The 21,927-nt window shown below is 68.9% G+C and carries 19 protein-coding genes; 6 read left to right on the forward strand and 13 right to left on the reverse strand.

Translation table 11 applies throughout. The features are described from left to right. The first annotated feature begins 28 nt into the window (after window positions 1-28). Window positions 29-4,282, forward strand: coding sequence for a CHASE domain-containing protein (locus tag AT700_RS04150; RefSeq protein ID WP_048520781.1), 4,254 nt, complete (start codon window positions 29-31; stop codon window positions 4,280-4,282). Window positions 4,283-4,445: 163 nt separating this feature from the next. On the opposite strand, the gene AT700_RS04155 is transcribed toward AT700_RS04150, so the two are convergent. Together AT700_RS04155 and AT700_RS04160 are read right to left on the reverse strand one after the other, a co-directional pair. Next, complete coding sequence (locus tag AT700_RS04155) at window positions 4,446-4,844, reverse strand: hypothetical protein (RefSeq protein ID WP_003093424.1); 399 nt, start codon at window positions 4,842-4,844, stop codon at window positions 4,446-4,448. A gap of 64 nt (window positions 4,845-4,908) precedes the next feature. Next, window positions 4,909-6,102, reverse strand: coding sequence for an extended-spectrum class C beta-lactamase PDC-5 (locus AT700_RS04160; protein WP_003119095.1), 1,194 nt, complete (start codon window positions 6,100-6,102; stop codon window positions 4,909-4,911). Between the two features lie 148 nt (window positions 6,103-6,250). On the opposite strand from AT700_RS04160, the gene ampR reads away from it, so the two are divergent. Next, complete coding sequence (gene ampR, locus AT700_RS04165) at window positions 6,251-7,141, forward strand: LysR family transcriptional regulator AmpR (protein WP_003132323.1); 891 nt, start codon at window positions 6,251-6,253, stop codon at window positions 7,139-7,141. Window positions 7,142-7,157: 16 nt separating this feature from the next. Here ampR and AT700_RS04170 read toward each other — a convergent pair whose 3' ends face one another. Both AT700_RS04170 and AT700_RS04175 read right to left on the reverse strand, forming a co-directional pair. Next, window positions 7,158-7,379 (reverse strand): hypothetical protein, encoded by a 222-nt coding sequence (locus AT700_RS04170; protein ID WP_003093418.1) that lies wholly within the window; start codon window positions 7,377-7,379, stop codon window positions 7,158-7,160. A gap of 318 nt (window positions 7,380-7,697) precedes the next feature. Further along, window positions 7,698-8,942, reverse strand: a complete 1,245-nt coding sequence (locus AT700_RS04175; protein ID WP_034054437.1) for a cyclic di-GMP phosphodiesterase — start codon at window positions 8,940-8,942, stop codon at window positions 7,698-7,700. Between the two features lie 323 nt (window positions 8,943-9,265). Here AT700_RS04175 and AT700_RS04180 point away from each other — a divergent pair, with 323 nt between their 5' ends. From AT700_RS04180 to AT700_RS04190, 3 genes are all read left to right on the forward strand, one after another. After that, window positions 9,266-9,733, forward strand: a complete 468-nt coding sequence (locus tag AT700_RS04180; protein WP_004365743.1) for a hypothetical protein — start codon at window positions 9,266-9,268, stop codon at window positions 9,731-9,733. Window positions 9,734-9,807: 74 nt separating this feature from the next. After that, window positions 9,808-10,638, forward strand: a complete 831-nt coding sequence (locus tag AT700_RS04185) for a DUF692 domain-containing protein (RefSeq protein WP_048520782.1) — start codon at window positions 9,808-9,810, stop codon at window positions 10,636-10,638. After that, on the forward strand, window positions 10,631-11,386 hold the full coding sequence (locus AT700_RS04190; RefSeq protein ID WP_023109646.1) for a DNA-binding domain-containing protein: 756 nt from the start codon (window positions 10,631-10,633) through the stop codon (window positions 11,384-11,386). The genes AT700_RS04185 and AT700_RS04190 overlap by 8 nt, the downstream gene beginning before the upstream one ends. A 252-nt stretch (window positions 11,387-11,638) precedes the next feature. Here the strand turns inward: AT700_RS04190 and AT700_RS04195 are convergent, their stop codons facing one another. The 4 genes from AT700_RS04195 to bfmR form a co-directional block, all read right to left on the reverse strand. Further along, a complete protein-coding gene (locus AT700_RS04195) occupies window positions 11,639-12,148 on the reverse strand; it encodes a DoxX family protein (protein ID WP_003113020.1) in 510 nt (169 codons plus the stop codon). Window positions 12,149-12,179: 31 nt separating this feature from the next. Continuing rightward, the gene (locus tag AT700_RS04200) at window positions 12,180-12,809 is read right to left on the reverse strand and encodes a ferric reductase-like transmembrane domain-containing protein (protein ID WP_003113021.1); all 630 of its coding nucleotides are present in this window, start codon (window positions 12,807-12,809) and stop codon (window positions 12,180-12,182) included. A 129-nt stretch (window positions 12,810-12,938) separates the two neighbouring features. Beyond that, complete coding sequence (locus tag AT700_RS04205) at window positions 12,939-14,243, reverse strand: sensor histidine kinase (RefSeq protein WP_003159306.1); 1,305 nt, start codon at window positions 14,241-14,243, stop codon at window positions 12,939-12,941. Further along, on the reverse strand, window positions 14,240-14,980 hold the full coding sequence (gene bfmR, locus AT700_RS04210) for a two-component system response regulator BfmR (RefSeq protein ID WP_003113023.1): 741 nt from the start codon (window positions 14,978-14,980) through the stop codon (window positions 14,240-14,242). Before bfmR ends, AT700_RS04205 begins: the two co-directional genes overlap by 4 nt. A 356-nt stretch (window positions 14,981-15,336) precedes the next feature. On the opposite strand from bfmR, the gene AT700_RS04215 reads away from it, so the two are divergent. Further along, window positions 15,337-15,597 carry a DUF2790 domain-containing protein gene (locus tag AT700_RS04215; RefSeq protein WP_003113024.1) on the forward strand — a complete coding sequence of 87 codons (261 nt, stop codon included), beginning with the start codon at window positions 15,337-15,339 and terminating at the stop codon, window positions 15,595-15,597. Here AT700_RS04215 and AT700_RS04220 read toward each other — a convergent pair whose 3' ends face one another. From AT700_RS04220 to AT700_RS04240, 5 genes are all read right to left on the reverse strand, one after another. Further along, the gene (locus tag AT700_RS04220) at window positions 15,598-17,277 is read right to left on the reverse strand and encodes a GMC family oxidoreductase (RefSeq protein ID WP_003118209.1); all 1,680 of its coding nucleotides are present in this window, start codon (window positions 17,275-17,277) and stop codon (window positions 15,598-15,600) included. It lies immediately after the preceding gene. A 154-nt stretch (window positions 17,278-17,431) separates the two neighbouring features. Then, window positions 17,432-18,736: a carbohydrate porin gene (locus AT700_RS04225; protein WP_003093407.1), complete on the reverse strand. Its 1,305-nt coding sequence runs from the start codon at window positions 18,734-18,736 to the stop codon at window positions 17,432-17,434. A gap of 84 nt (window positions 18,737-18,820) precedes the next feature. Beyond that, the gene (locus AT700_RS04230) at window positions 18,821-19,546 is read right to left on the reverse strand and encodes an SDR family NAD(P)-dependent oxidoreductase (protein ID WP_003093405.1); all 726 of its coding nucleotides are present in this window, start codon (window positions 19,544-19,546) and stop codon (window positions 18,821-18,823) included. 14 nt (window positions 19,547-19,560) lie between these two features. Then, on the reverse strand, window positions 19,561-20,619 hold the full coding sequence (locus tag AT700_RS04235; RefSeq protein WP_003118211.1) for a 2,3-butanediol dehydrogenase: 1,059 nt from the start codon (window positions 20,617-20,619) through the stop codon (window positions 19,561-19,563). Then, window positions 20,616-21,875 carry an MFS transporter gene (locus tag AT700_RS04240; RefSeq protein ID WP_003158816.1) on the reverse strand — a complete coding sequence of 420 codons (1,260 nt, stop codon included), beginning with the start codon at window positions 21,873-21,875 and terminating at the stop codon, window positions 20,616-20,618. Before AT700_RS04240 ends, AT700_RS04235 begins: the two co-directional genes overlap by 4 nt. Window positions 21,876-21,927: the final 52 nt, after the last annotated feature.

The following is a 21,927-nucleotide window of genomic DNA, read 5'->3' on the forward strand; positions in this document are numbered from 1 at the left end:
CCGGGCCGGCGCAGGGACGGAATATCGGGTGAACGTACAACAGAGCAAGTTCAGGCTGAGCCGCTGGGCGGGCGCGACACTGGCGCTCGGACTGCTGCTGTCCGGGCTGGGCGCCTGGGGGCTGGCGCTGGTCAACGAGCAACAGGCGCGGATGGCGCTGGAACGCGAGGCGGAACTGCTGGCCGAGGCGGTGACCCGCCGCGTGGAACTCTACCAGTATGGCTTGCGTGGGGTGCGCGGTGCCTTGCTGACGGCGGGCGAGGCGCACATCGACCGCGAACTGTTCCGCCGCTACAGCCTGACCCGCGACATCGACCGCGAGTTTCCCGGCGCCCGCGGCTTCGGCTTCATACGCCGGGTGGCGGCCGCCGACGAGGCCGGGTTCCTGCGCCAGGCGCGGGCCGACGGCCAGCCGGAGTTCCGCATCCAGCAACTGACTCCGCACGATGGCGAGCGCTACGTCATCCAGTACATCGAGCCGGTGGCGCGCAACGGCCAGGCGTTGGGCCTGGACATCGCCTCGGAAGCCAATCGCCGGGAGGCCGCCCGCGCCGCCCTGGAGACCGGGCAGGTGCGCCTGACGGGGCCGATCACCCTGGTCCAGGCCAGCGGCTTGCGCCAGCAATCGTTCCTCATCCTGATGCCGATCTACCGCAGCGGCATCACTCCACCGCCGGGGCCCCAGCGCGAACTCGAAGGCTTCGGCTGGAGCTATGCGCCGCTGCTGACCGGCGAGGTGCTGGCCGGGTTGCCCATCGACAATGCGGCGATCCACCTCGAACTCAGCGACGTCACCGGCGACGGCGCTGCCGTACCCTTCTTCGTCAACGGCGCCGCGGCGCCGGCTCAACGCCTGTTCGGCCACATGCTGCGGCGGGAGATCTACGGTCGGCACTGGCAGATGGCGTTCAGCGCACTGCCGCTGTTCGTCCAGCGCCTGCACCAGCCTTCGCCGCGCATCCTGTTCCTGGCCGGCAGCCTGGTCAGCCTGTTGCTGGCGGCGCTGGTCAACGCCAGCGCCCTCGGCCGCCAGCGCCGGCGTCGGGAGGCGGCGACCCAGGCGCGGCTGGCGGCGATCGTCGGCAATTCGGCGGACGGCATCATCGGCGTCGGCCTCGACGGCGTCATCAGCGACTGGAATCGCGGGGCCGAGGCGTTGTTCGGCTACCGCGAGGAGCAGGCGGTCGGGCGGCGGGTGGTGGACCTGCTGGTGCCGCCATCCAAGGAGAACGAGGAACTCGACATCCTCGCCCGCATCGCCCGTAAAGAACAGGTGGTCAGCTTCGATACCGTGCGCCGGCACCAGGATGGCCACCTGCTCGACGTGGCGGTGACCGTCTCGCCGATCCTCGGTCCGGACGGCGGCGTGGTCGGCGCCTCGAAGACCGTACGCGACATCTCCGCGAAGAAGGCCGCCGAGGCCCGCATCCGCGAGCTCAATACCGGCCTGGAGCACCAGATCGCCGAGCGTACCGCCGAACTGCGTCGGTTGAACGTACTGCTCGGCAGCGTGCTGCAGGCGGCGTCCGAGGTGTCGATCATCACCCTCGACCGCGACGGCATCATCAGCGGCTTCAATCTCGGTGCCGAGCGGATGCTCGGCTACCGCGCCGACGAGGTGGTCGGCAAGGCCTCGCCGACCCTGCTGCACAGCGAGCGGGAGTTGCTCGCCCGCGGCCAGGAGCTGGGCGAGGAGGGTTTCCGCGTGCTGGTGGCGCGGGCCGAACAGGAGGGCGCCGAGACCCGCGAATGGACCTATCTGCGCAAGGACGGCTCGCCGCTCAGCGTGACGCTTTCGGTTACCGTCCTGCGCGACGAGGCTGGGGCGATCAACGGCTACCTGGGCATCGCCGTCGATGTCACCGAATGGCGCAACGCCGAGCGCGAGATGGCCGCGGCGCGCGACCAGTTGCAAATGGCCGCCGACGTGGCGCGCCTGGGCATCTGGCGCTGGAACCTGGCCGACGACAGCCTGCAGTGGAACGAGCGCATGTGCGAGCTGTATGGCCAGCCGCTGGCGTTGCGCGACGGCGGCCTGGTCTACGAGCATTGGCGCAGCCGCCTGCATCCGGAAGACCTCGAGCGCACCGAGGCCAGCCTGCGCGCGGCGGTGGAGGGGCGCGGCAACTACGATGTGATCTTCCGCGTGGTGCTGCCCGACGGCGGCATCCGCTTCATCCAGGCCGGCGCGCAGGTCGAGCGCGACGCCGACGGCAACCCGCTGCAGGTCACCGGGATCAATATCGATATCACCAGCGACCAGCAACTGCAGGCGCGCCTGCGCGAGGCCAAGGAGCAGGCGGACGCCGCCAGCGCGGCGAAGTCGTCGTTCCTGGCGAACATGAGCCACGAGATCCGCACGCCGATGAATGCCGTGCTGGGCATGCTGCAACTGGCCCGGCAGACCGATCTCAACGAACGCCAGCGCGACTACCTGGACAAGGCCAGCTCGGCGGCAACCTCGTTGCTCGGCCTGCTCAACGACATCCTCGACTACTCGAAGATCGAGGCCGGCAAACTGGTCCTGGAAATGCTCCCCTTCGAGCTGGAGCCGCTGATGCAGGACCTGGCCGTGGTGCTCTCCGGCAACCAGGGCGACAAGGACGTCGAGGTGATCTTCGACATCGATCCCGAGCTGCCCAGCGCGGTGGTCGGCGACCGCCTGCGCCTGCAGCAGATCCTCATCAACCTGGCCGGCAACGCACTGAAGTTCACCGCCCGCGGGCACGTCCTGGTGAGCTTGCGGCGTCTGGCGCACGACGCCCACCTGGTGCGCCTGCGGGTGCTGGTGGCGGACACCGGCATCGGCATCAGCGCGGAACAGCAGCAGCGCATCTTCGAAGGTTTCACCCAGGCCGAGGCGTCCACCTCGCGACGCTTCGGCGGCACCGGCCTCGGCCTGTTCATATGCAAACGCCTGGTCGACCTGATGGGCGGTGAATTGCGGGTCGAGAGCGCGCCGGGCAGCGGTAGCCGGTTCTGGTTCGACCTGGACCTCGACGTCGCCCACGACCAACCGCTGCGTGCGGCCTGCCCCGGGGCCGGCGAACCGCTGCGGCTGCTGGTGGCGGACGACAACCTGGTAGCCGGCGAGCTGCTCGAACGCACGGTCGGCGCCCTCGGCTGGCGCGCCGACTGCGTCGGCAGCGGCAGCGAGGCGGTGGCGCGGGTCCAGGCGGCGATGGCCGAGGGCCGTCGCTACGACGTGGTGCTGATGGATTGGCGCATGCCCGATCTCGACGGCCTCAGCGCGGCGCAACTGATCCGCCAGTTGCAGGGCGACCTGCCGCCGCCCATGGTGATCATGATCACCGCCTATGGCCGCGAGGTGCTGGCCGATGCGCGCGACCACAGCGCGCCGCCCTTCGTCGATTTTCTCACCAAGCCGGTCACGCCCAAGCAACTGGCCGACTCGGTGCTGCATGCGTTGCACGGCGAACAGGGCGCCCCGGCCAACCCGCCGCCGCGCCCGGTGGAGCGCACCCAGCGGTTGCGGGGCGTGCGTCTGCTGGTAGTGGAGGACAACGCGCTGAACCGCCAGGTCGCCGCCGAGCTGTTGAGCAGCGAGGGCGCCCGGGTGGCCCTCGCCGACGGCGGGCTGGCGGGCGTTCAGCAGGTGCTGGAGGCGAGCGTGCCGTTCGACGCGGTGCTGATGGACATGCAGATGCCGGATATCGATGGTCTCGAGGCGACCCGGAGAATCCGCGCCGACGGGCGCTTCGCCGGGCTGCCGATCCTGGCCATGACCGCCAACGCCTCGCTGGCCGACCGCGAAGCCTGCCTGGCGGCGGGCATGAACGACCATGTGGCGAAGCCGATCGACAAGGAGCGCCTGGTGCTTTGCCTGCTCGGTCATCTCGGCAGGAGCGGCGCCAGGGGCGCGCCGGCAACGGCAGCGGACGCGGGCGAACTGGTCGAGGCGCGGGGCGATATCGTCGGGCGTTTCGGCGGCAGCCTGGAGCTGATCGTCCAGGTGTTGCGGCGCTTCGTTCCGGACATGCAGGACCTCTTCGCCCAGCTCGAACGCCAGCTCGGCGAGGGCGATGTCCAGGGCAGCGCCGCGACCCTGCATACCATCAAGGGCAGCGCTTCCACCGTTGGCGCCAGCGCCCTGGCCGGCCGTGCCAGCGAGCTGGAGCAGGCCCTGCGCCGCGCCGATCCGCTGCGCGGCATGGAAATCCTCGCCGGCATCCGCCTCGACGAACTGCGCACCCTGTGCGATGCCTGCCTGCTCCGCCTGCAGGCGATGTTCGGCGACGTGCAGGCGGAGTCGGCGAGCTGAACCCCGGCGCGGTGGCCAGTCCCGCCAAGGATTCAGGCGGACCCGGGGCTCGCCTGCATCCGCTGCGGCCTGTAGGGCGAATAACGCCATGGGCGTTATCCGCCGATACTCCTGAAGCCCGCCCAGGTCTTGAGCGACATCCTCTTCCTGTCGTTCAGTACCTTCAGGCGTCGCGCAGCAGGTCATGGGCGTTGAGCAGGGCGTAGGCGACTTCCGGGCGCTTCTCCAGGCCGCGGCGGATGGCGGCGGGAATCGCCTGGCGGGTCTTGCGGCAGAGCCCCGGCTGCTCCTCGAAGCGCATGCGGATGCCGCGCATGCTGCGCACCTCGCCGAAGGCCGGGGCGATCCGCAGGCGGATGCCCAGTTGTTCCTCCATGCGCCGCAGCAGGTGTTCCAGGTCTTCCAGGCTGCGCAGGGCTTCCAGGCGAGCGGCCAGGCGCTGCTCTTCCTGGCGGGTCAGGAGGAGGATGCGACGGTCCGCGCCGGGCGCCTCCAGGCGCTCGCGTTCGCAGACGCAGGCGCCGGGCGGGCAGGGCTGGCGGAGGGGCGGGGAAGCGCTCATGGCACCATCATAGCCAGGACCGGCGTCCCGCGCCGCTACGCTCCGTCGCCCTCGCGAGCGCGCTTCAGCGCTTCAGCGGCACCTTGCCCTGCTGCTCCAGGCCGCTGAGGATGGCGTAGGCGATCTTCACCCGCTCGGCATTGGGATAGTTGCGGTTGGCCAGGATCACCAGTCCCAGGTCGCGGCCCGGGACGAACGCCACGTAGGCGCCGAAGCCGTTGGTGGAGCCGGTCTTGTTCAGCAGGCGCTGGCCCTCCAGCGCCTGTGGCGCGGGCAGCCTGGCGATCCTGTGCGGTTGCAGCGCCATCGGCGTCGAGTTGCCGGCCTGCAGGCGCTTCAGGGAGATCGGCCAGTCGTAGGCTTCCCAGCCCAGGCCCTGGGTCATGTCGCCGACCTTGTAGTAACCGCGATGGGTGGCATCGAGCGCCTGCGCCCAGGGCCTGTCCAGGCGCTCCGGATGCAGGTTGGCATCGACGAAGCGCAGCAGGTCGGCCGCGCTGGTCTTCACCCCGTAGCCTTCGGCATCCAGCGGGCCGGGACCGACCCGTAGCGGGCGGTCGTCCTTGCCGTAGCCCTGGGCGTACTGCGCCAGCGCCGCCTCGGGCACGTCGAGGTGGGTCTGTTCGAGGCCCAGTGCCGGGAACACTTGCTGCTCCATGAGTCGTTCGAACGGCTGGCCCAGGCTGCGCGCGGCGAGATAGCCGAACAGGCCGATGCTCGGGTTGGAATAGAGGCGCTGGCTGCCCGGCGCGTAGGTCGGCTGCCACTGGCGGTAGTAGTCGCGGATCTGTGCCTGGTCCTTCTGCACCGAGTCGGGGAACTGCAGCGGCAAGCCGCCGGCGGTATAGGTCGCGAGGTCGAGCAGGCTGATGCCGTCGAAGCGGCTGCCCTGCAGTGCCGGCCAGTGCTGGCTGGCGCGGTCGTCGAGGCGCATCTTGTCCTGGGCCAGGGCATAGCCGGCGAGGGTGGCGGTGAAGGTCTTGCTCACCGAGCCGATCTCGAACAGGGTCTCCGGCGTCACCTGGCGGCCGTCCTCTTTCGAGGCCAGCCCATAGCTGAAGTAATGCGGTTCTCCTTTCAGGCTGATGGCTACGGCCAGGCCCGGAATGTCATTGGCCTTCATCACCGGTTGTACGGCGGCGTCGACCAGTGCCTTCAGGCGATCCGCCGGGGCCTCGCCGGCAATGGCCGGGGTGGTGGCGAACAGCAGTGTGGAAGCGGCGATGCCGCACAGGCAGGGGAATCTGGTATCGCGCATGAGGATTAGCGTCCTTTGTCGTTGGCTGCATGAGAAACCGCCCCGGGAGCGCTCCTTGATCGGCGGGCGGGGAAAATCTAGGCTTGCGCAGGATTTGCGGCAAACGACGAATACTCGCGGCAGCCATTAGAAAAATTTGGAGCAGAGATTGGTTCGACCCCATTTGCCGCTGAACGCCCTGCGCGCCTTCGAAGCTTCGGCCCGGCACCTGAGCTTCACCCGCGCGGCCATCGAGCTGTGCGTGACCCAGGCGGCGGTCAGCCACCAGGTGAAGAGCCTCGAGGAGCGTCTCGGCGTGGCCCTGTTCAAGCGTCTGCCGCGCGGCCTCATGCTGACCCACGAGGGCGAGAGCCTGCTGCCGGTGCTGTGTGACTCCTTCGACCGCATCGCCGGCCTGCTGGAACGTTTCGAGGGTGGCCACTACCGGGACGTGCTCACCGTCGGCGCGGTCGGAACCTTCACGGTCGGTTGGCTGCTGCCGCGGCTGGAGGACTTCCAGGCGCGCCATCCCTTCATCGATCTGCGCCTGTCCACCCACAACAACCGCGTCGACATCGCCGCCGAGGGGCTCGACTACGCGATCCGCTTCGGCGGCGGCGCCTGGCACGGCACCGAGGCGCTGGCGTTGTTCGAGGCGCCGCTGACGGTGCTCTGCTGCCCGGAGGTCGCCGCCCAGTTGCACAGTCCCGCCGACCTGCTGCAGCACACCCTGCTGCGCTCCTACCGCGCCGACGAGTGGCCGCTGTGGTTCCAGGCGGCCGGACTGCCGGCGCACGCGCCACTGACCCGGAGCATCGTCTTCGACACCTCGCTGGCCATGCTCGAGGCGGCCCGCCAGGGTGTCGGCGTGGCCCTGGCGCCGGCGGCGATGTTTGCCCGGCAACTGGCCAGCGAGAGCATCCGGCGTCCGTTCGCCACCGAAGTGAGTACCGGCAGCTACTGGCTGACGCGCTTGCAGTCGCGGGGGGAGACCAGCGCGATGCTGGCGTTCAGGGAGTGGTTGCTGGAGAGGGCTGCCGTTGAGGCGCGGGGGAGATAACGGTTATGCAGGCGATTCAAGTGTCGATGAAGAAGTAATCACCTTCCTCGCGCCTTTCTTTATACGCTCGGGCTCTCCCAAGGTTGATACGGTTTGAGGCGTTGGGGTTGTGATTGGAATTGCTGACGGCGTGGTGGATATGGACCGGCTCGTCGGCGTTGCTGATCGCTCCGCTAAGCGTCACTCCCAGGCTGGCGGCATAGGCCCGGCGTGCCGCAACGATCTCGCTCTCGAGCATGCCTGCTTTCCCTGCTGCGGCAACGACGGCAAGTTCGCATAGGCGGCCAGCCTTCCTCGGGGAAACCCTCAGGTCGGCGCCTGCGGACCACAGGGCAAGCAGCGCTTTGGATGGAGCACAGCCATTTCTGCTGCGCTCTTCGATTGTCTCCAGGAGCGGACTCATATGGCCTCTTGAAAACTGTCGGTGGATTGCCAGCAGTATCGACGATGGTGCGCTTAAAGCAATGCGGAGCAGGCGGAGATTGTGGCGAAACGGCGGATAACGCTTCGCGTTATGCGCCCTACGGGAGCGGTGCCCGGCGTTGCCGGCGGAAGGCTACGGCTTTTCGGTTCCCGCGTCGAAATACGATCCGCCGTTGCTCGGCAGTCCCGTCCACATCTCGTCGAGATTGCGGAAGTTCCAGGCCTCCGCCGGCTCGAAGCCGACGATTCGGTCGGTCTGTCCGGCCCTACCCAGGTCTATCACCTGCTGCGGGATCGGCACCTTCGAGCGGGCCGAGAAGAATACCTTGACCCGTGGCGTCAGCAGCGAGCGGCCGTGTTGCTCGAGGACCACGCCGAGGCGCCCGCTTTCCAGCCTGACCAGCGCGCCGACCGGGTAGATGCCCACTGCCTTGACGAAGGCGCGGAACACCTGCGGGTCGAAGTGCCCGTTCCATTCGGCCATGCGCCGGATCGCCTCGGCGGCGTTCCAGCCCTTCTTGTAGGGACGGTCGGAGGTGATCGCGTCGTAGACGTCGCACACCGCGCCCATTCGCGCCAGCAGGCTGATCTGCTCCTGCGCCAGGCCGAAGGGGTAGCCGGTGCCGTCGATGCGCTCGTGGTGGTGCAGGCAGACATCCACCACCAGGGCGCTGACCTGGCGGCAATCGAGCAGCATCCGCGCGCCGTTCTGCGGATGCCGGCGAACCAGGCCGAACTCCGGGTCGGTGAGCTTGCCGGGCTTGTTCAGGATCGGATCGGGCACCGCCATCTTGCCGATGTCGTGCAGCAGCCCGGCCAGCCCCGCCTCGCGTACCAGCGGGTCGGGCAGTTCGAGCTGGCGGGCGAGGGCGATCATCAGCGCACAGACCGCCACCGAATGCATGTAGGTGTATTCATCCGAGGTCTTCAGCCGTACCAGGCTGAGCAGCGCGTTGGGATGGCGCAGCACCGAGGCGGAGATTTCGTCCACCAGGTCCGATGCATGCGCGGTATCGATGGCCTGGCCCATGCGCGCGTCGCGGAACATGCTGACCACGGCGGCCTTGGCACGGCTGCAGAGCAGGGCGGCGTGGCGGATTTCCTCCTCCAGGGCGACCCGCGCCGGCGAAGGGCCGGCCGGCATGGTGACCGGCAGGACCGCAGCGGCCGAGACCGCCGCTTCCTCCGGGAGGTCGAGGCCCTTGCTGGCATCGATCCAGACTTCCTTCACGGCGCTTTCGCGCAGGCGCTGCAGGTCGGCCTGGCTGTCGAGCAGGAAGCCACCTCTTTTCCAGAACGGGTGGTCCAGCCACGAGCCGCAAAGGCTCTGGACGAACATACCGAGGCGAAGCTGGGTTACCGGAATGCGTTTCAGCACGATGGGCTCGACCTCGAGACTGGGCCAGGTGGCTGTCTCCTAACGGTAGCCGAGATGGGCCGGCGGGAGTGAGAGATGCCCGGCACTTCGTCGGCATGCCCGCGCTCGATTGCGTATCGCTTTGTATCCATGCGCGGTTTCGATACCTCCGGCGTACAAATCCACGTGTCGGGCGATACACCCCCGATACATCTCCCAGGCGAAATGGCCACATCCGAACCGCGGCGCCCGGGACGACCCCAGAAGGTCCCGCCGCCCGGTTCGTACCGGCGCCCACCAGCGCCGCGCCTGCGGCCCGGCCGCGTTTACTGTGGAGAAGAAGCATGTCCGTTTTCGATTCGCGTCAAAAGACTTCCGCCAGCCTGCTCGGTGCCGTACTGGTGGGGGGAATGCTGCTCGGCGGTTCGGCGTTCGCCGTCGAGCCGCTGGGCCAGGGGCTGCAAGTGGCGGCGGCGAGCGCCGGCGAAGGCAAGTGCGGAGAAGGCAAGTGTGGTAGCGGCGGCTCCGCGAAGACCCCGACCAAGGCCGGCGCCGAGGGCAAGTGCGGGGAGGGCAAGTGCGGCGACGCCTCCTTTGCCCGAACCGACACCGATCACGATGGCAAGGTCTCGCGCGCCGAGTTCCTCGCGGTGGCCAAGGACCGTGCCGGTGAGTTCGACAGCATCGATAGCGACCATGACGGCTTCATTTCCGAAGCCGAGGCCTACGAACACCTGCGCAAGACCTACGAGGCCAACGGCAAGCCGATGCCCGCCGGGCTGTTCAGCAAGCTGGAGCAAGGCCGGCACTGAGCCTTTCCACACCCTGGCGGCGCCCTCTCTTTCCCCTGGGAAAGCGGGGGCGTCGCCGTTTCCGGAGCTATCCCATGACCCTGATCGACAACGCCGCCGGCCTCGGCCTGAGGCGCGGCCTGCTTCCGCAACTGCTGGCGATGGCGCCCGGCGCGGTGGACTTCCTCGAATGCGCGCCGGACAACTGGATCGGCGTCGGCGGTGCCTTCGGTGCCGACCTGGAGCGCCTGGTGGAGCGCTTTCCACTGACCTGCCACGGTCTCTCGCTGTCCCTCGGCGGCTCCACACCGCTGGATGCCGCCTTCATCGAGCAGACCCGACGCTTCCTCGTCCGCCACCGGGTCGCGTTGTACAGCGAGCACCTCAGTTACTGTTCCGACGATGGCCATCTCTATGATCTGTTGCCGCTGCCGTTCACCGAGGCCGCGGTGCGTCACGTCGCGGCGCGCATCCGCGAGGCGCAGGAACGCCTGGAGCGGCGCATCGCGGTGGAGAACATTTCCTACTATGCAGCGCCGTACCGGGAGATGAGCGAGATCGAGTTCGTCAACGCGGTACTCGACGAGGCCGACTGCGACCTGTTGCTGGACGTCAACAACCTGTTCGTCAACGCCTGCAACCACGGCTACGACGCCCTCGACTTCCTCGCCCGGCTGCCGCCCGGGCGGGTCGCCGTCTACCATGTGGCGGGGCACTACGACGAGGCGCCGGACCTGAAGATCGACACCCATGGTGCCGCCGTGAAGCCCGGCGTCTGGGCCTTGCTTGGAGCCGCCTATCGTCGCTTCGGCGTGCGCCCGACCCTGCTCGAGCGGGACTTCAACTATCCGCCGCTGGGCGAACTGCTGCTGGAAGTGGAGCAGATCCGCCAATGGCAACGCGACGAGGGACGCCGTCATGGATGAGCGCCTGCGCCAACAGCAGTTCAGCCTCGCCCGGCACCTGCGCGACCCGCTTGGCAATGCGCCGCCGCCGGACATCGAAGAACGTCGCCTGCGGGTCTACCGCGAGCTGTTCTACAACGCCATCGAAGGCCTCCTTGCCAGCGGCTTCCCGCGCTTGCGCGGGCTGCTTGGCGAGCAGCAGTGGCATGGCCTGGTGCGCGAGTTCTATCGCGAGGAGAGAAGCCATACCCCCCTGTTCACCCGTATCGCCGGGGTCTTCGTCGACTACCTGCGGCAGCGGGGCGAGTATCGGCCGGCGTGGCAAGCCGAGTTGGCCCACTTCGAATGGAGCGAAACGCGCCTCTACCTGGCCGAGCCCGACGATCCGCCGTATCGGCGTGAAGGCGACCTGCTCGACGGGGTGCCGCTGCTGTCGAGCCTGGCGCTGCCGCTGGGCTATCGCTGGCCGGTGCATCGGCTCGAAGAGGACGTCGCGCTCGCCGAAGCGCCTGCGGAACCGACCCTGCTGTTGATGCACCGCGATTCCTCGCATCGCGTGCATACCGCGCGCCTGACTCCGCTGGCCTACCGCCTGCTGGAGTCGCTGGCGAGACGGCGCCTGAGAGGGCGCGAGCACCTGGCGGCGCTGGCGCTCGAGGCGCGGAGTGCGCCCGGAGCGCTCGACGCGGCGGGGCTGGAGTTGCTGGCAGCGTTGCGGACCCAGGGTGTCGTGCTCGGAACCCTGGAACGCGATTGGGCGGGCGGATGACGACGCAGCCCTTGTGGAGTCGATGCATCGGCGGATAGCGCCGTTGGCGCTATCCGCCCTACGTGGTGGGTGGGACGGTCTTGGTGTAGGGCGGATAACCGCTTGCGGTTATCCGCCGGGGTGGGTCCGGTGTATCGGCGAATAGCGCCGTTGGCGCTATTCGCCCTACGCGGTGGGTGGGATGGTTCTGGCTTGCTGTGAAAAACCCCGGAGGCGATCGCGTTCCGGGGTTTTTCCGTGGCTGGCCGAATCCTAGCGGGACAGGCCCAGGCGCCGCCCGAGCCAGTGGTCCAGGCTCAGCTTCCCCGCCCCCGCCAACAGCAGCGGCAGCAGCGCCGCCAGGTAGATCGCCGGGAGCTTGAAATTGCCGAAGCCGTGGTCGGTGATCGAGTAGCCGCGGGCCAGTTCCGCCAGGCTCGACCACTCCGCCGGCCAGTGTACGGCGGCGGTCGCCACCAGAGTGACGACGATCAGCACCAGGGCGGTCAGGCGGGTACCGAGGCCGAGCAGGAGGAACAGCGCGCCGAGCAGTTCGGCCCACAGCGACAGTTCCCAGTTGAAGGCGGCGGGCAGGCGGTCGAAGGGAAAGGGGAAAGCCGACTGGATATCGCCGAACCAGTTCTCGCCGTTCCACTTTTCCCAACCGGACTCGAAGAACTCCCAGGCCAGGAACAGTCGCAGGGACAGGTCGGCGCTCCAGCCGCCGCAGCGGTCGAGCAGGGCGAAGGGTCGGCGCCAGGCGCGCAGGTCGGATGCTTGCATGATCGATGTCTCGTTGAGGGCGGTGGATGGGTCAGGCCGGCTGTACGTCGCGACGACGCAAGCGCACGGCGAGCTTGGCGGTGAGCTTGAGGACGATGGCGGAGAAGATCGTGGCGAACGCCAGTACGTACCAGCCGCCCATGGGGATGCGTTTGAAGAACGACAGACAGAAGATGCCCGCCAGCACCCAGGTGCCGGTCGAGTGCAGGGCTTTCCAGGCGCGTGGGCCGAGCAGTCGGGCCGGGGTGCGGAAGGAGGTGAGGGTGAGCAGCAGGATGAACAGGTAGCCGATCGAGCCGGGGATGTTCGCCGCGACCGAGCGGCCGCTCCAGAATGTCTCGGGGAACAGCTTCCAGTAGGCCAGGATCAGCAAGGCGTGTACTGCGTGGGAGAAGGCGAAGGCCAGGCCCAGATAGCGCCTTTCACGGAGCAGCGCGCGGGTCCCCGGGCCGGGCACCAGGGTCGCCAGCGAGGACGCGAGGAAAGCGGCGAGGAACAGCGCGAAGGAACTGCGCGCGGTGGCGCGGATGGCGCTGCGCAGGCCCTCCACCGGTTGCGCCTGGAGAGCCAGGACGAGGGCGGTCATGCACAGCACGGCGACGGCGAGGACGGCGAACAGTCGCCAGCCGTGCCAGGCGGATTGAGAGGTTGGGACGGTCATGGTGGGGCTCCTGGTTGCCGGGAGCGGCTCGGCGATGTGCCGCCGCTTCCCGTGGCCAGGAGTGTTGCAAGCGGGTTTATCCGCAGTGTGTCCGCCGAGGGCGGTTATGTATCGCTCTGTACGGGCGCCTCAGGGGTCCAGCTCGATGCGCGCGCAAAGCCCGCCGCCGGCGCGGTTGGCCAGGGTCAGGCGGCCGCCGAGGGCCAGGCTCAGCTGCTGCGCGATGGCCAGGCCGAGGCCGGTGCCACCGGTGTCGCGATTGCGCGAGTTTTCCACCCGGTAGAAGGGCTTGAGCACCTCGTCGAGTTCCTCGGCGGGAATCCCCGGGCCATTGTCCAGCACCTGGATTCGCGTGCCGCCATCGGTACGGCGTTCCACTTCCAGGCGCGCGGCGCCGGCGAACTTCAGCGCATTGTCGACCAGGTTCACCAGCACCCGGCGCAGGGCGTGCGGACGGGTGTCGATCACCGCGCCGGTACGGCCGTCGAGTTGTACCTGCTTGCCGCTGTCCTGGTAGTCGAAGACCAGGCTGTCGAGGAAGGCGTCGAGGTCCACCCGGCAACTGGTCTCGGTGCTGCCGTGCATGCTGCGGGCATAGGCCACGCCTTCGCGGACCAGGTGCTGCATCTCTTCGAGATCGTTCCACAGCTTGTCCCTGTCGCTGGAGGCGTCCATGAACTCGACGCGCAGCTTCATCCGCGTGATCGGCGTCTGCAGGTCGTGGGAAATCGCCGCGAGCAATTGCATGCGCTCCTTGAGGTAGTCGGCGATGCGCGCCTGCATGGCGTTGAAGGCCGCCGCCGCATGCGCCACTTCGCGTGGGCCGGTTTCCGCGAGAGGCTGTGCCGGACGATTCGGATCGAGATGTTCCACGGCCTTCACCAGCCGGGTCAGCGGGCCGATGGCGGTGCGCACCGCGAGGCCGGTGCAGAGCAGCAGCAGGAACAACTGCACCAGCAGCACCAGCGGCAGCCAGCCGGACAGCGGCACCGGGGCCGGCGTGACGTCGATGGTCAGCGGGCTGCCGTCGCGCAGGCGCAGGAGGACCTGGAAGTGCGGACGGCTGTCGGCCACCTTGCGCAGGGTCAGCGGATATTGACCGTCGAGGGCGCGTTCGATGGAGTGCGCGGCAACCGGCGCGTCGGCCAGCGCCAGCGGCTGGCCGGGCTCGCCGGCGTCGAGGCGATAGCGGTAGGTGCGTCGTTCCAGGCGCGGCAGCCAGGCCTCGCGCTCGGCGGGCGTCAGGCGGTCGAGCATGGCTACCGAGATCGCCACGTCCTGTTCGAGGCTGTCGAGCATCATGTGCTTCGCGGTCTGGTAGCGCTCGTAGAACTGCGAGGCGAAGGACAGCCCGTAGGCCAGCACCAGCCCGGCGAAGAGGATCAGCGCCAGGCGCGCGGCGAGGCTGCGCGGGCGCGGCACGGCGAGCTTCATGGATGGGCCTCGACCAGTCGCACCGGCAGCGAGAACACATAGCCCTCGCTGCGCACGGTCTTGATGTACTCCGGTTCGCGGGCGTCGTCGCCGAGGCGTTGGCGCAGGCGGCTGACCAGCAGGTCGATGGAACGGTCGAAGATGTCCGCCTCGCGGCCCTGGGTCAGGTTGAGCAACTGGTCGCGACTGAGTACCCGTTGCGGATGATCGAGGAACACCCGCAGCAGGCGGTACTCGGCGCCGCTGAGGGCGACCACGGTGCCGGCGTCGTCGAGCAGGTGGCGGGCGCTGGTGTCCAGTTGCCACTGGCCGAAGCCGATCAGCCGGCTGCTCTCGCTCACGGTGAGGTTCGGCGGCAGCATCCGCGTACGCCGCAGCACGGCGTTGATCCGGGCAAGCAGTTCGCGGGCGGAGAAGGGCTTGGTCAGGTAGTCGTCGGCGCCCATCTCCAGGCCGATGATGCGGTCGGTCTCGTCGTTGCGCGCGGTGAGCATCAGCACCGGCGTGGCCTTGTGCTTGCCGACGCGCAGCTCGCGGCAGAGCAGCAGGCCGTCGTCGCCGGGCATCATGATGTCGAGGACGATCAGGTCCACCGTGTTGGCTTCGAGGAACGCGCGCATCTGCCGGCCATCGGCGACGATGGTGGTGCGCAGGCCGTTCTTCTTCAGGTAGTTGCCTACCAGCTCGCGAATCTCGCGGTCATCGTCGACGATCAGGATGTGATCGACATGCTCCATTGCCTGGCTCCCGTGGCGGTTGGTGTGCTTGCAAGCAGTGTATCCGCGCCCGCGGCGCTTGCCTGCCGGGGTTTGTATTGCACTGTATCCGGAGCCGGGGCGAATACCGGGGCGTGCAAAAAAGCCCGGTTGTCGCTGTCGCGAACGGGGGAGACGACGGATGGCGCCGGGCGCGATTCGTCCGGCGGGAGCGGGGCGGCGAATGTACGGCCATGTATCGGCCGGCAGCGGCGATACAGCGGCTGACGAATCGGGCATTCCAGCGACACATCCGGGACAACTCCGCGGCCTGGAATAGGCCTCGACGAAGGCATGTCGCCTTCCACCGACGCGGTCCTGCCGCCAGGAGATCCCCCATGACTCGCACTCTGCTCGCCACCACCCTGCTCGCCGCGCTTGCGCTTCCCGCGTTCGCCGCCCAGGCCGCCGCACCGGTACCGACCGAAAGCTACCGCTACGGCATGCCGCTGGATGTGCACAAGGTGGTGGCGACCCAGGAACAGGCGTCGACCACCTGCGAGATCGTCGATGCACGGATGGACTACCTAGACTCCGCCGGCAAGCTGCATTCGCTGGCCTACCGCAAGTACGCCAGCGCCTGCAGCCAGGGCGGCTAGTCAGGCGCCGGCCAGAGCCTGCACGGCCGGTTGTCGCGCGGGCGGTGCATGGGGCGCCGGCTTGCCGAGGATCAGGTCGGCGGCCTTCTCGCCGATCATGATCGCCGGGGCGTTGGTATTGCCGGTGATCAGCGTCGGCATGATCGACGCATCGGCCACCCGCAGGCCTTGCAGGCCGTGCACGCGCAACTGGTCGTCGACCACCGCGAGCTGGTCGTGGCCCATCTTGCAGGTGCCCACCGGATGGAACACGGTGCCCAGGTTGGCGCGGATCCAGGCCTCGATCTGGCCGCGGCTGGAAACCTGCGGGCCCGGTACCAGCTCGCCCTTGAGGTGACGGGCGAAGCTGCGGCTGGCGGCCAGTTTGCGGACCAGTTGGAAACCCCGGACCAGGGTATCGAGGTCGGCAGGGTGGCTGAGGAAGTTGGCTTCGATCAGCGGCCGGTCGTGCGGGTCCGGCGAGTTCAGGCGGACCCGCCCGCGGCTCTGCGGGTGCATCACCGCGACGTGCAGGCTGACCCCGTGGCCGAAGGGGACGAGGCGCTGCGGCTGGTTCTTCAGCGCGGGGGCGACGATCAGACCCAGCTCCGGGGTCTCTGCCTGCGGGTCGAGGCGGAGGAAGCCACCGGACTCGACGGTGTTCGAGGTCAGCGCCCCGCGCCGGCCGAACAGGTACTGCCAGGGCGAGCGCAGCAGCGGCAGCCAGCCCTTCGGCGAGAAGCCCAGGCCGTAGCCGAGCTTGGCCTCGGTGCGGTACATCAGCACGATGTCCTGGTGGTCCTGCAGGTTCTCGCCGACCCCAGGCAACTCATGGCGCTGGACGATGCCGTGGCGCGCCAGTTCCGCCGCCGGGCCGATGCCGGAGAGCAACAGGAGCTGCGGCGAGTTGATCGAGCCGGCGCTGAGGATCACTTCGCGGCGTGCCTGTAATTGCACGACCTCGCCAGCCTGGCTGATCTCCACGCCGGTGGCGCGGGTACCTTCCAGCAGCACGCGCAGGGTCAGCGCCGAGCTGAGCACGGTGAGGTTGGGCCGCGCCAGGGCCGGGTGCAGGAAGGCGCGCGCCGCGCTACAGCGTTCGCCGTTGACCTGGGTGACGTGGAACGGGCCGATGCCTTCCTGGCGCTCGCCGTTGAAGTCGGCGTTGTACGGCCAGCCCATTTCCTCGGCGGCCTGGAAGAACACCTGGTTGATCGGGCCCGGGCTGCGCTGCGCGGCGACGTTCAATTCGCCGCCGCGCCCGTGCCAGGGCGATTCGCCCGGCTCGAAATGTTCCGAGCGGCGAAAGTAGGGCAGCAGCTCGTCGTAGCTCCAGCCACGGTTGCCGAGGGATGCCCAGCGGTCGTAGTCGTGGCGGTCGCCGCGGATGTAGATCATCCCGTTGATCGCGCTGGAGCCGCCCCAGACCTTGCCGCGCGGGCAGGCGATCGGCTGGTTGGCGGTGCCGGGCTGGGCGGCGAAGCGATGCATCCAGTTCCACTTCGGGTTGGCGATCAGGCGGATGATCCCGGCCGGCGTGCGGATGTAGGCGGCGGGGAGCGGCGTGCGGTCGCTGGGGCCGGCCTCGACCAGACAGACCGAGACGGCGGGATCGGCGGAAAGACGGTTGGCCAGGACGCAACCGGCGGAGCCGGCGCCGACCACGATGTAGTCGAACGAACGGCGGGCAGTGGAAGTCATGTCGGCACCTTTCTGGGTGTGCTGCCGGGCCTCGCCCGACGTTCTTTTTCGCCCCGCGCCCATGGGCGCGACGCTACTCCATTGGACGGGGAAGCGCGCCCGGCCGCTTGTCCCAGCCTGCCGGCGGGGTTGACCGAGGCTGCCAGGCGGCGCGCTAAAGCCCCAGCAGCGAGCCCATGTCGACCATCAGTTGCAGGCCGACGACGAAACCGTCTCCGCTCAGTTCGCGAGCGCCGGGGTTGTAGTAGTTGTCCGGGTTGAAGATGTACTGCACCGACGGCTCCAGCGCGATGTGCGGGGTCAGTGCGATGTGCGCATTGGTTTCCAGGGCGTACACGTCGCGCTGGCCGAGTTTCGCATCGCCTCCAGCGGCGATCCGCGCCTGGCGCTGGAACTCCAGCTGGTGATCGTTCAGGCGCAGGTAGCTGGCCTTGAGGTTGAGCTTGTCCCGCGTGCGGTCGAAGGGCGCATGGTAGGTCAGGCCCAGCTCGGCGAAATGACGGAACGGCTGCTTGTCGTCGGCCGATACCGACAGCGAGCCGAACAGCCCCAGCGCCCTCGGCGAATCGAGGCGGCCGCCGTCGGCGCGCCAGAACAGCTGCTGGAACTTGAAGAAGCCGCCGGCGCTGCCGTGGTCGCTGGCGCCGGTGAGCGGGTCGACCTGGTTGGCGGTGTTCAGGTAGGCGTTGAGTTCATAGTGCGAGCGGTAGGGATCGAGGCTTTCCTCGCGCTTGTCGCCGATCCCCAGCAGCAGGCTGGTGCCGCTGGCGTCGTCGGTGCCGAAATCGAGGCCATGGCGCTTCTTCAGGTAATCCACCGGGTTGGACTCGAAGGCCCCGGCGTGCAGGTACAGGGTCGGGGTCGCCCGGTACTTCAAGTAGCCGCCCCAGGCGCCGTAGGGCGGCGGCAGGATGCCGGTGGAGGCGTCGATGATCGGGTCGTTGCAGGTGACCACGGTCTCGCAGTTGTAGATCAGGAAATAGCGCCGCGCATTGGTCCGTCCGAGATGGCTGTCGAGGCGTCCGCCCAGCCACTGCTGCTGCCAGGTGAGCAGGCTCAGCTGGTTGGCGCCGATGTCGTTGTGCAGCGGCGCGCCGCCGAAGTAGCTGCCCACCGCGCCCTGCCAGCTCGGCCCGGTGGGCTGACCGGTGCCGCGGTCGAGGATGAACAGGGTTTCCTCGATGTGCAGCGAGGCGCCGTCCAGGCCGGCGAGGGTGGCGAGGTCGAGGTCGGCGCCGAGGAACAGGTCGCCGCTGTTGCCGAAGCTGTGCTGGCGCGGGCCGGTGTCGAGGTTCTTCAGCGACAGGCTCCAGAACTGCGCGTGGGTCTTCACGCCGTGGCGCTGGAGTCGTTCGCCGAACCCGGCCAGCGGGCCGCTGCGGCTGTCTTCGGCTGCCTGCGCGGAGAGACCGAGGAAACCGGCGCAGAGCAGCGCCGGCAAGGTGCGGAGGGTTTTCATGGCAAGGCACTCGTCTTGTTGTTGTTCTGTCGTGCGAATCGCTGTCCGCCCCAAGCGGACAGGTGCATCCGGAGCGAAGGCGGCTCAGGCGCAGAGATAGCCGCCGTCCACCGCCAGCACGGCGCCGGTGACGAAGCTGGCGCCGGGACCGCAGAGGAAGGCCGCGGCGCTGGCCACCTCGGGCGCCTCGCCCCAGCGCGCCAGCGGCGTGCGCTGCATGATCCGGCGGGTGGCCTCGACGTCGGCCTTGAGCCCGGCGCCCAGCGGCGTGTCGATCCAGCCGGGGGCGATGGCGTTGACCCGGATGCGCTCGGCGGCATACTCGCAGGCCAGGGAACGGGTGAGCTGGACGATGGCGCCCTTGCTGGCGCTGTAGGCCGGGCGGTCGGCGGAACCGAAGGTGCTGTACATCGAGGCGATGTTGAGGATGCTGCCGCCGCGCTGCGCCAGCAGCGGCCGGGCCAGTTGGCTGGCGAGCATGGCGGCGCTCAGGTTGAGGCGCAGCACCCGTTCGAAGGTAGCCAGGTCGTATTCCTCGCGGTCGCGGCTGATGCCGGCGTTGTTCACCAGCACATCCAGGCGCGGCAGCGCTTCGAACAGCCGTTGCAGGCGCTGGCTGTCGGTGATGTCCAGTTCTTCCCGGCGAATCCGCGGATGACGCGGTGCGTGCACGCCGTCGGCGTCCAGGCCGAGGGCGACGACTTCGGCGCCGAGTTCGGCGAACTGCATGGCGATGGCCGCGCCGATGCCGGAGCTGCCGCCAGTGACCAGCACCTGCTGGCCGGCGTAGATATCGTGTTGGAAAACCATCGGCGATCGTTCCTTCAGGCGTCGGCCAGGGCCGGGTTGGGATTGACCAGCACCTTGACCTGCGACTTGTCGCGCAGCAGGGCCTCGAAACCGTGCTCGACAGCCTGCTCCAGGGGCACGCTGCGGGTCACTGCGCGGGCCAGGTCGAGGCGGCCGTCGGCGAGCAGGGCGATCAGCTCCGGGTAGGCGTCGCGGTAGCCGACGCTGCCGAGCAGGCGCAGTTCGCGGTTGACCAGGTCGAAGGCGTCCAGCCGGACCTCGCCCATCAGGCTCACCAGCACCAGCTCGCCACCCTTGCGCAGGCTGGCCAGGGCGGCGTCGAGGCTGGCCTGGCTGCCGGCGGCCTCGAAGGCGCAGTCGAGCGCGCCGCCCTCGCGCAGGCGCGCCGCCGTGTCGCCGTCGCGGGCGTCGAGCGCCCGGCTGGCGCCGAACTCCCCGGCCAGGGCGAGGCGCTCGGGACTGACGTCGATCGCGACGATGTCCTCGATTCCGCGCAGGCGGGCGAGCATCACCAGCAGCAGGCCGATCGGGCCGAGCCCGAACACCGCGCAGCGCTGGCCCGGCGCCAGGCTGCTGCGGCGCAGCGCGTGCAGGGCCACGGCGGCCGGTTCGAGCACGGCGGCCTGGCGGAAGCCCACCGCGTCCGGCAGGCGGTGCAGCATGTAGGCCGGCACCCGCGCGCGCTCGGCGAAGCCGCCGTCGCCCATCAGGCCGATGAAGCCCATCGACTCGCAGAGGTTGTAGCGGCCTTCCCGGCAGTAGCGGCATTCGCCGCAGCGGTATTCCGGCTCCACCGCGACGCGGTCGCCGATGCGCAGTCCCTCCACGCCAGGGCCGAGCGCGGCGACCACGCCGCAGAACTCATGGCCGAGGGTCAGCGGCGCGCGGCAACCGGACAGCGGGTGCGCCTCGGCCTGGGGAATCGAGTGCGGGCCGCTCTGGTATTCGTGCAGGTCGCTGCCGCAGATGCCGCAGTAGGCGACTTCCAGTTCGACTTCGCCGGGCCGCGGCGCCTGGCGTTCCAGTTCGCTCAGGCGGAGGTCGCGGGCAGCGTGCCAGCGCAGTGCTTTCATGGTTGGTTTCCTTGCAGGACGGAGGTAGGCGCGCTGCGCTGGCGCGCCAGCACGGCGGGCGCGGTTTCGCGCAGGAACAGCGAGAGGAACGCGGCGAGCAGGGCGCCGCCGCAGGACATCCACATGACGATGGACAGGCCGAAGCGGTCGGCGGCGAAGCCGGCCACGGTCGGCGCGAGGAAACCGCCGACCAGTTCGCCGAGGCCCATGATCAGGCCGAGGGCGGTGGCGATGACGCCGCGCGAGACGGTCTCCGCCGGGATGGTTGCCATGAACAGGGTGAAGCAGCCGAGCCCGGTGTAGGTCAGCAGCAACAGCAGGCCGAGGCTGGTCGCGTTCGGCGCATAGAGCAGCGCCAGCGGGCAACACGCGGCGAGCAGGGAGAACGCCACCAGGGTCGGTCGACGGCCGATGCGATCGGATATCGCCGGTACGGCGAAGCCCCAGACCACCCAGGCGACGCCCAGGCAGCTCATCAGCCTGCCCATGGTCGCCGGGCTGAAGCCGCGGGCGTTGACCAGGAAGGTCGGGGTAAAGGAAATCAGCACGATGAACCAGGTGACGAATACGCAACTGATCAGGGTGCAGAGCAGGATGTTGCGGCTCTTCAGCAGTGCCAGGCGCTTGCCTTTCGCTTCTTCTGCGCGCGGCGCCGGGCGCTGCGCGCGGGGCGGGTCGGGACGCACATGGCGCCAGATCAACCAGGCGATCAGCAGGCCCGGCAGCAACGAGACGATGAAGGCGTGACGCCAGCCGAGGGTTTCGGCCAGGGCCACCAGCAGCGGCGGGCCGATCACCGCGCCGAGCAGGCCGGCCGCCGAGCCCTGTAGCAGACCCATGTTGAGGCCGCGGCGATGTGGCGAGGAGGCCTCGACCATCAGCGATTGCGAGAGCGGCAGGATCGGCCCCTCGGCCAGGCCCATGATGCCGCGGAACAGCAGCAGGCTGAGGAAGCCGCCGACCAGCCCGGACAGCGCCGAGCACAGCGAGAACAGGATCACCGCCACGATCAGCAGCGGCTTGCGCTGCCCGCGGCGGTCGGACCAGGCGCCGACCAGCGCGCCGGATACCGCCCAGGCCAGGGCCAGCACCGAGGAGAGCATGCCCAGGTGGCTGTTGCTCAGTTGCAGCTCCTGTTCCATGAAGGGAAACAGGAAGGACAGCGCCAGGCGGTCGAAGAAGACGAAGCCGAAGGTCAGGAACAGCACGCAGAGCAGGACGTTTTCGTAACTGGCGGAATTGTTGTTATGCGCCATGTCGGTCTCCAGGCCGGGCGGGCCGGCCGGCGGGGAGGCGCGCGTCCGCCAG

The sequence above is a fragment of the Pseudomonas aeruginosa genome (assembly GCF_001457615.1).
Classification (GTDB): domain Bacteria; phylum Pseudomonadota; class Gammaproteobacteria; order Pseudomonadales; family Pseudomonadaceae; genus Pseudomonas; species Pseudomonas aeruginosa.

Excerpts from the sequence above, each read along its gene's own strand:
- AT700_RS04155 (WP_003093424.1), bottom strand. The coding sequence starts at position 4,844 with ATGAGCGCTTCCCCGCCCCTCCGCCAGCCCTGCCCGCCCGGCGCCTGC.
- AT700_RS04160 (WP_003119095.1), bottom strand. The coding sequence starts at position 6,102 with ATGCGCGATACCAGATTCCCCTGCCTGTGCGGCATCGCCGCTTCCACA.
- AT700_RS04170 (WP_003093418.1), bottom strand. The coding sequence starts at position 7,379 with ATGCTCGAGAGCGAGATCGTTGCGGCACGCCGGGCCTATGCCGCCAGC.
- AT700_RS04180 (WP_004365743.1), top strand. The coding sequence starts at position 9,266 with ATGTCCGTTTTCGATTCGCGTCAAAAGACTTCCGCCAGCCTGCTCGGT.
- AT700_RS04185 (WP_048520782.1), top strand. The coding sequence starts at position 9,808 with ATGACCCTGATCGACAACGCCGCCGGCCTCGGCCTGAGGCGCGGCCTG.
- AT700_RS04190 (WP_023109646.1), top strand. The coding sequence starts at position 10,631 with ATGGATGAGCGCCTGCGCCAACAGCAGTTCAGCCTCGCCCGGCACCTG.
- AT700_RS04195 (WP_003113020.1), bottom strand. The coding sequence starts at position 12,148 with ATGCAAGCATCCGACCTGCGCGCCTGGCGCCGACCCTTCGCCCTGCTC.
- AT700_RS04200 (WP_003113021.1), bottom strand. The coding sequence starts at position 12,809 with ATGACCGTCCCAACCTCTCAATCCGCCTGGCACGGCTGGCGACTGTTC.
- AT700_RS04205 (WP_003159306.1), bottom strand. The coding sequence starts at position 14,243 with ATGAAGCTCGCCGTGCCGCGCCCGCGCAGCCTCGCCGCGCGCCTGGCG.
- bfmR (WP_003113023.1), bottom strand. The coding sequence starts at position 14,980 with ATGGAGCATGTCGATCACATCCTGATCGTCGACGATGACCGCGAGATT.
- AT700_RS04215 (WP_003113024.1), top strand. The coding sequence starts at position 15,337 with ATGACTCGCACTCTGCTCGCCACCACCCTGCTCGCCGCGCTTGCGCTT.
- AT700_RS04220 (WP_003118209.1), bottom strand. The coding sequence starts at position 17,277 with ATGACTTCCACTGCCCGCCGTTCGTTCGACTACATCGTGGTCGGCGCC.
- AT700_RS04225 (WP_003093407.1), bottom strand. The coding sequence starts at position 18,736 with ATGAAAACCCTCCGCACCTTGCCGGCGCTGCTCTGCGCCGGTTTCCTC.
- AT700_RS04230 (WP_003093405.1), bottom strand. The coding sequence starts at position 19,546 with ATGGTTTTCCAACACGATATCTACGCCGGCCAGCAGGTGCTGGTCACT.
- AT700_RS04235 (WP_003118211.1), bottom strand. The coding sequence starts at position 20,619 with ATGAAAGCACTGCGCTGGCACGCTGCCCGCGACCTCCGCCTGAGCGAA.
- AT700_RS04240 (WP_003158816.1), bottom strand. The coding sequence starts at position 21,875 with ATGGCGCATAACAACAATTCCGCCAGTTACGAAAACGTCCTGCTCTGC.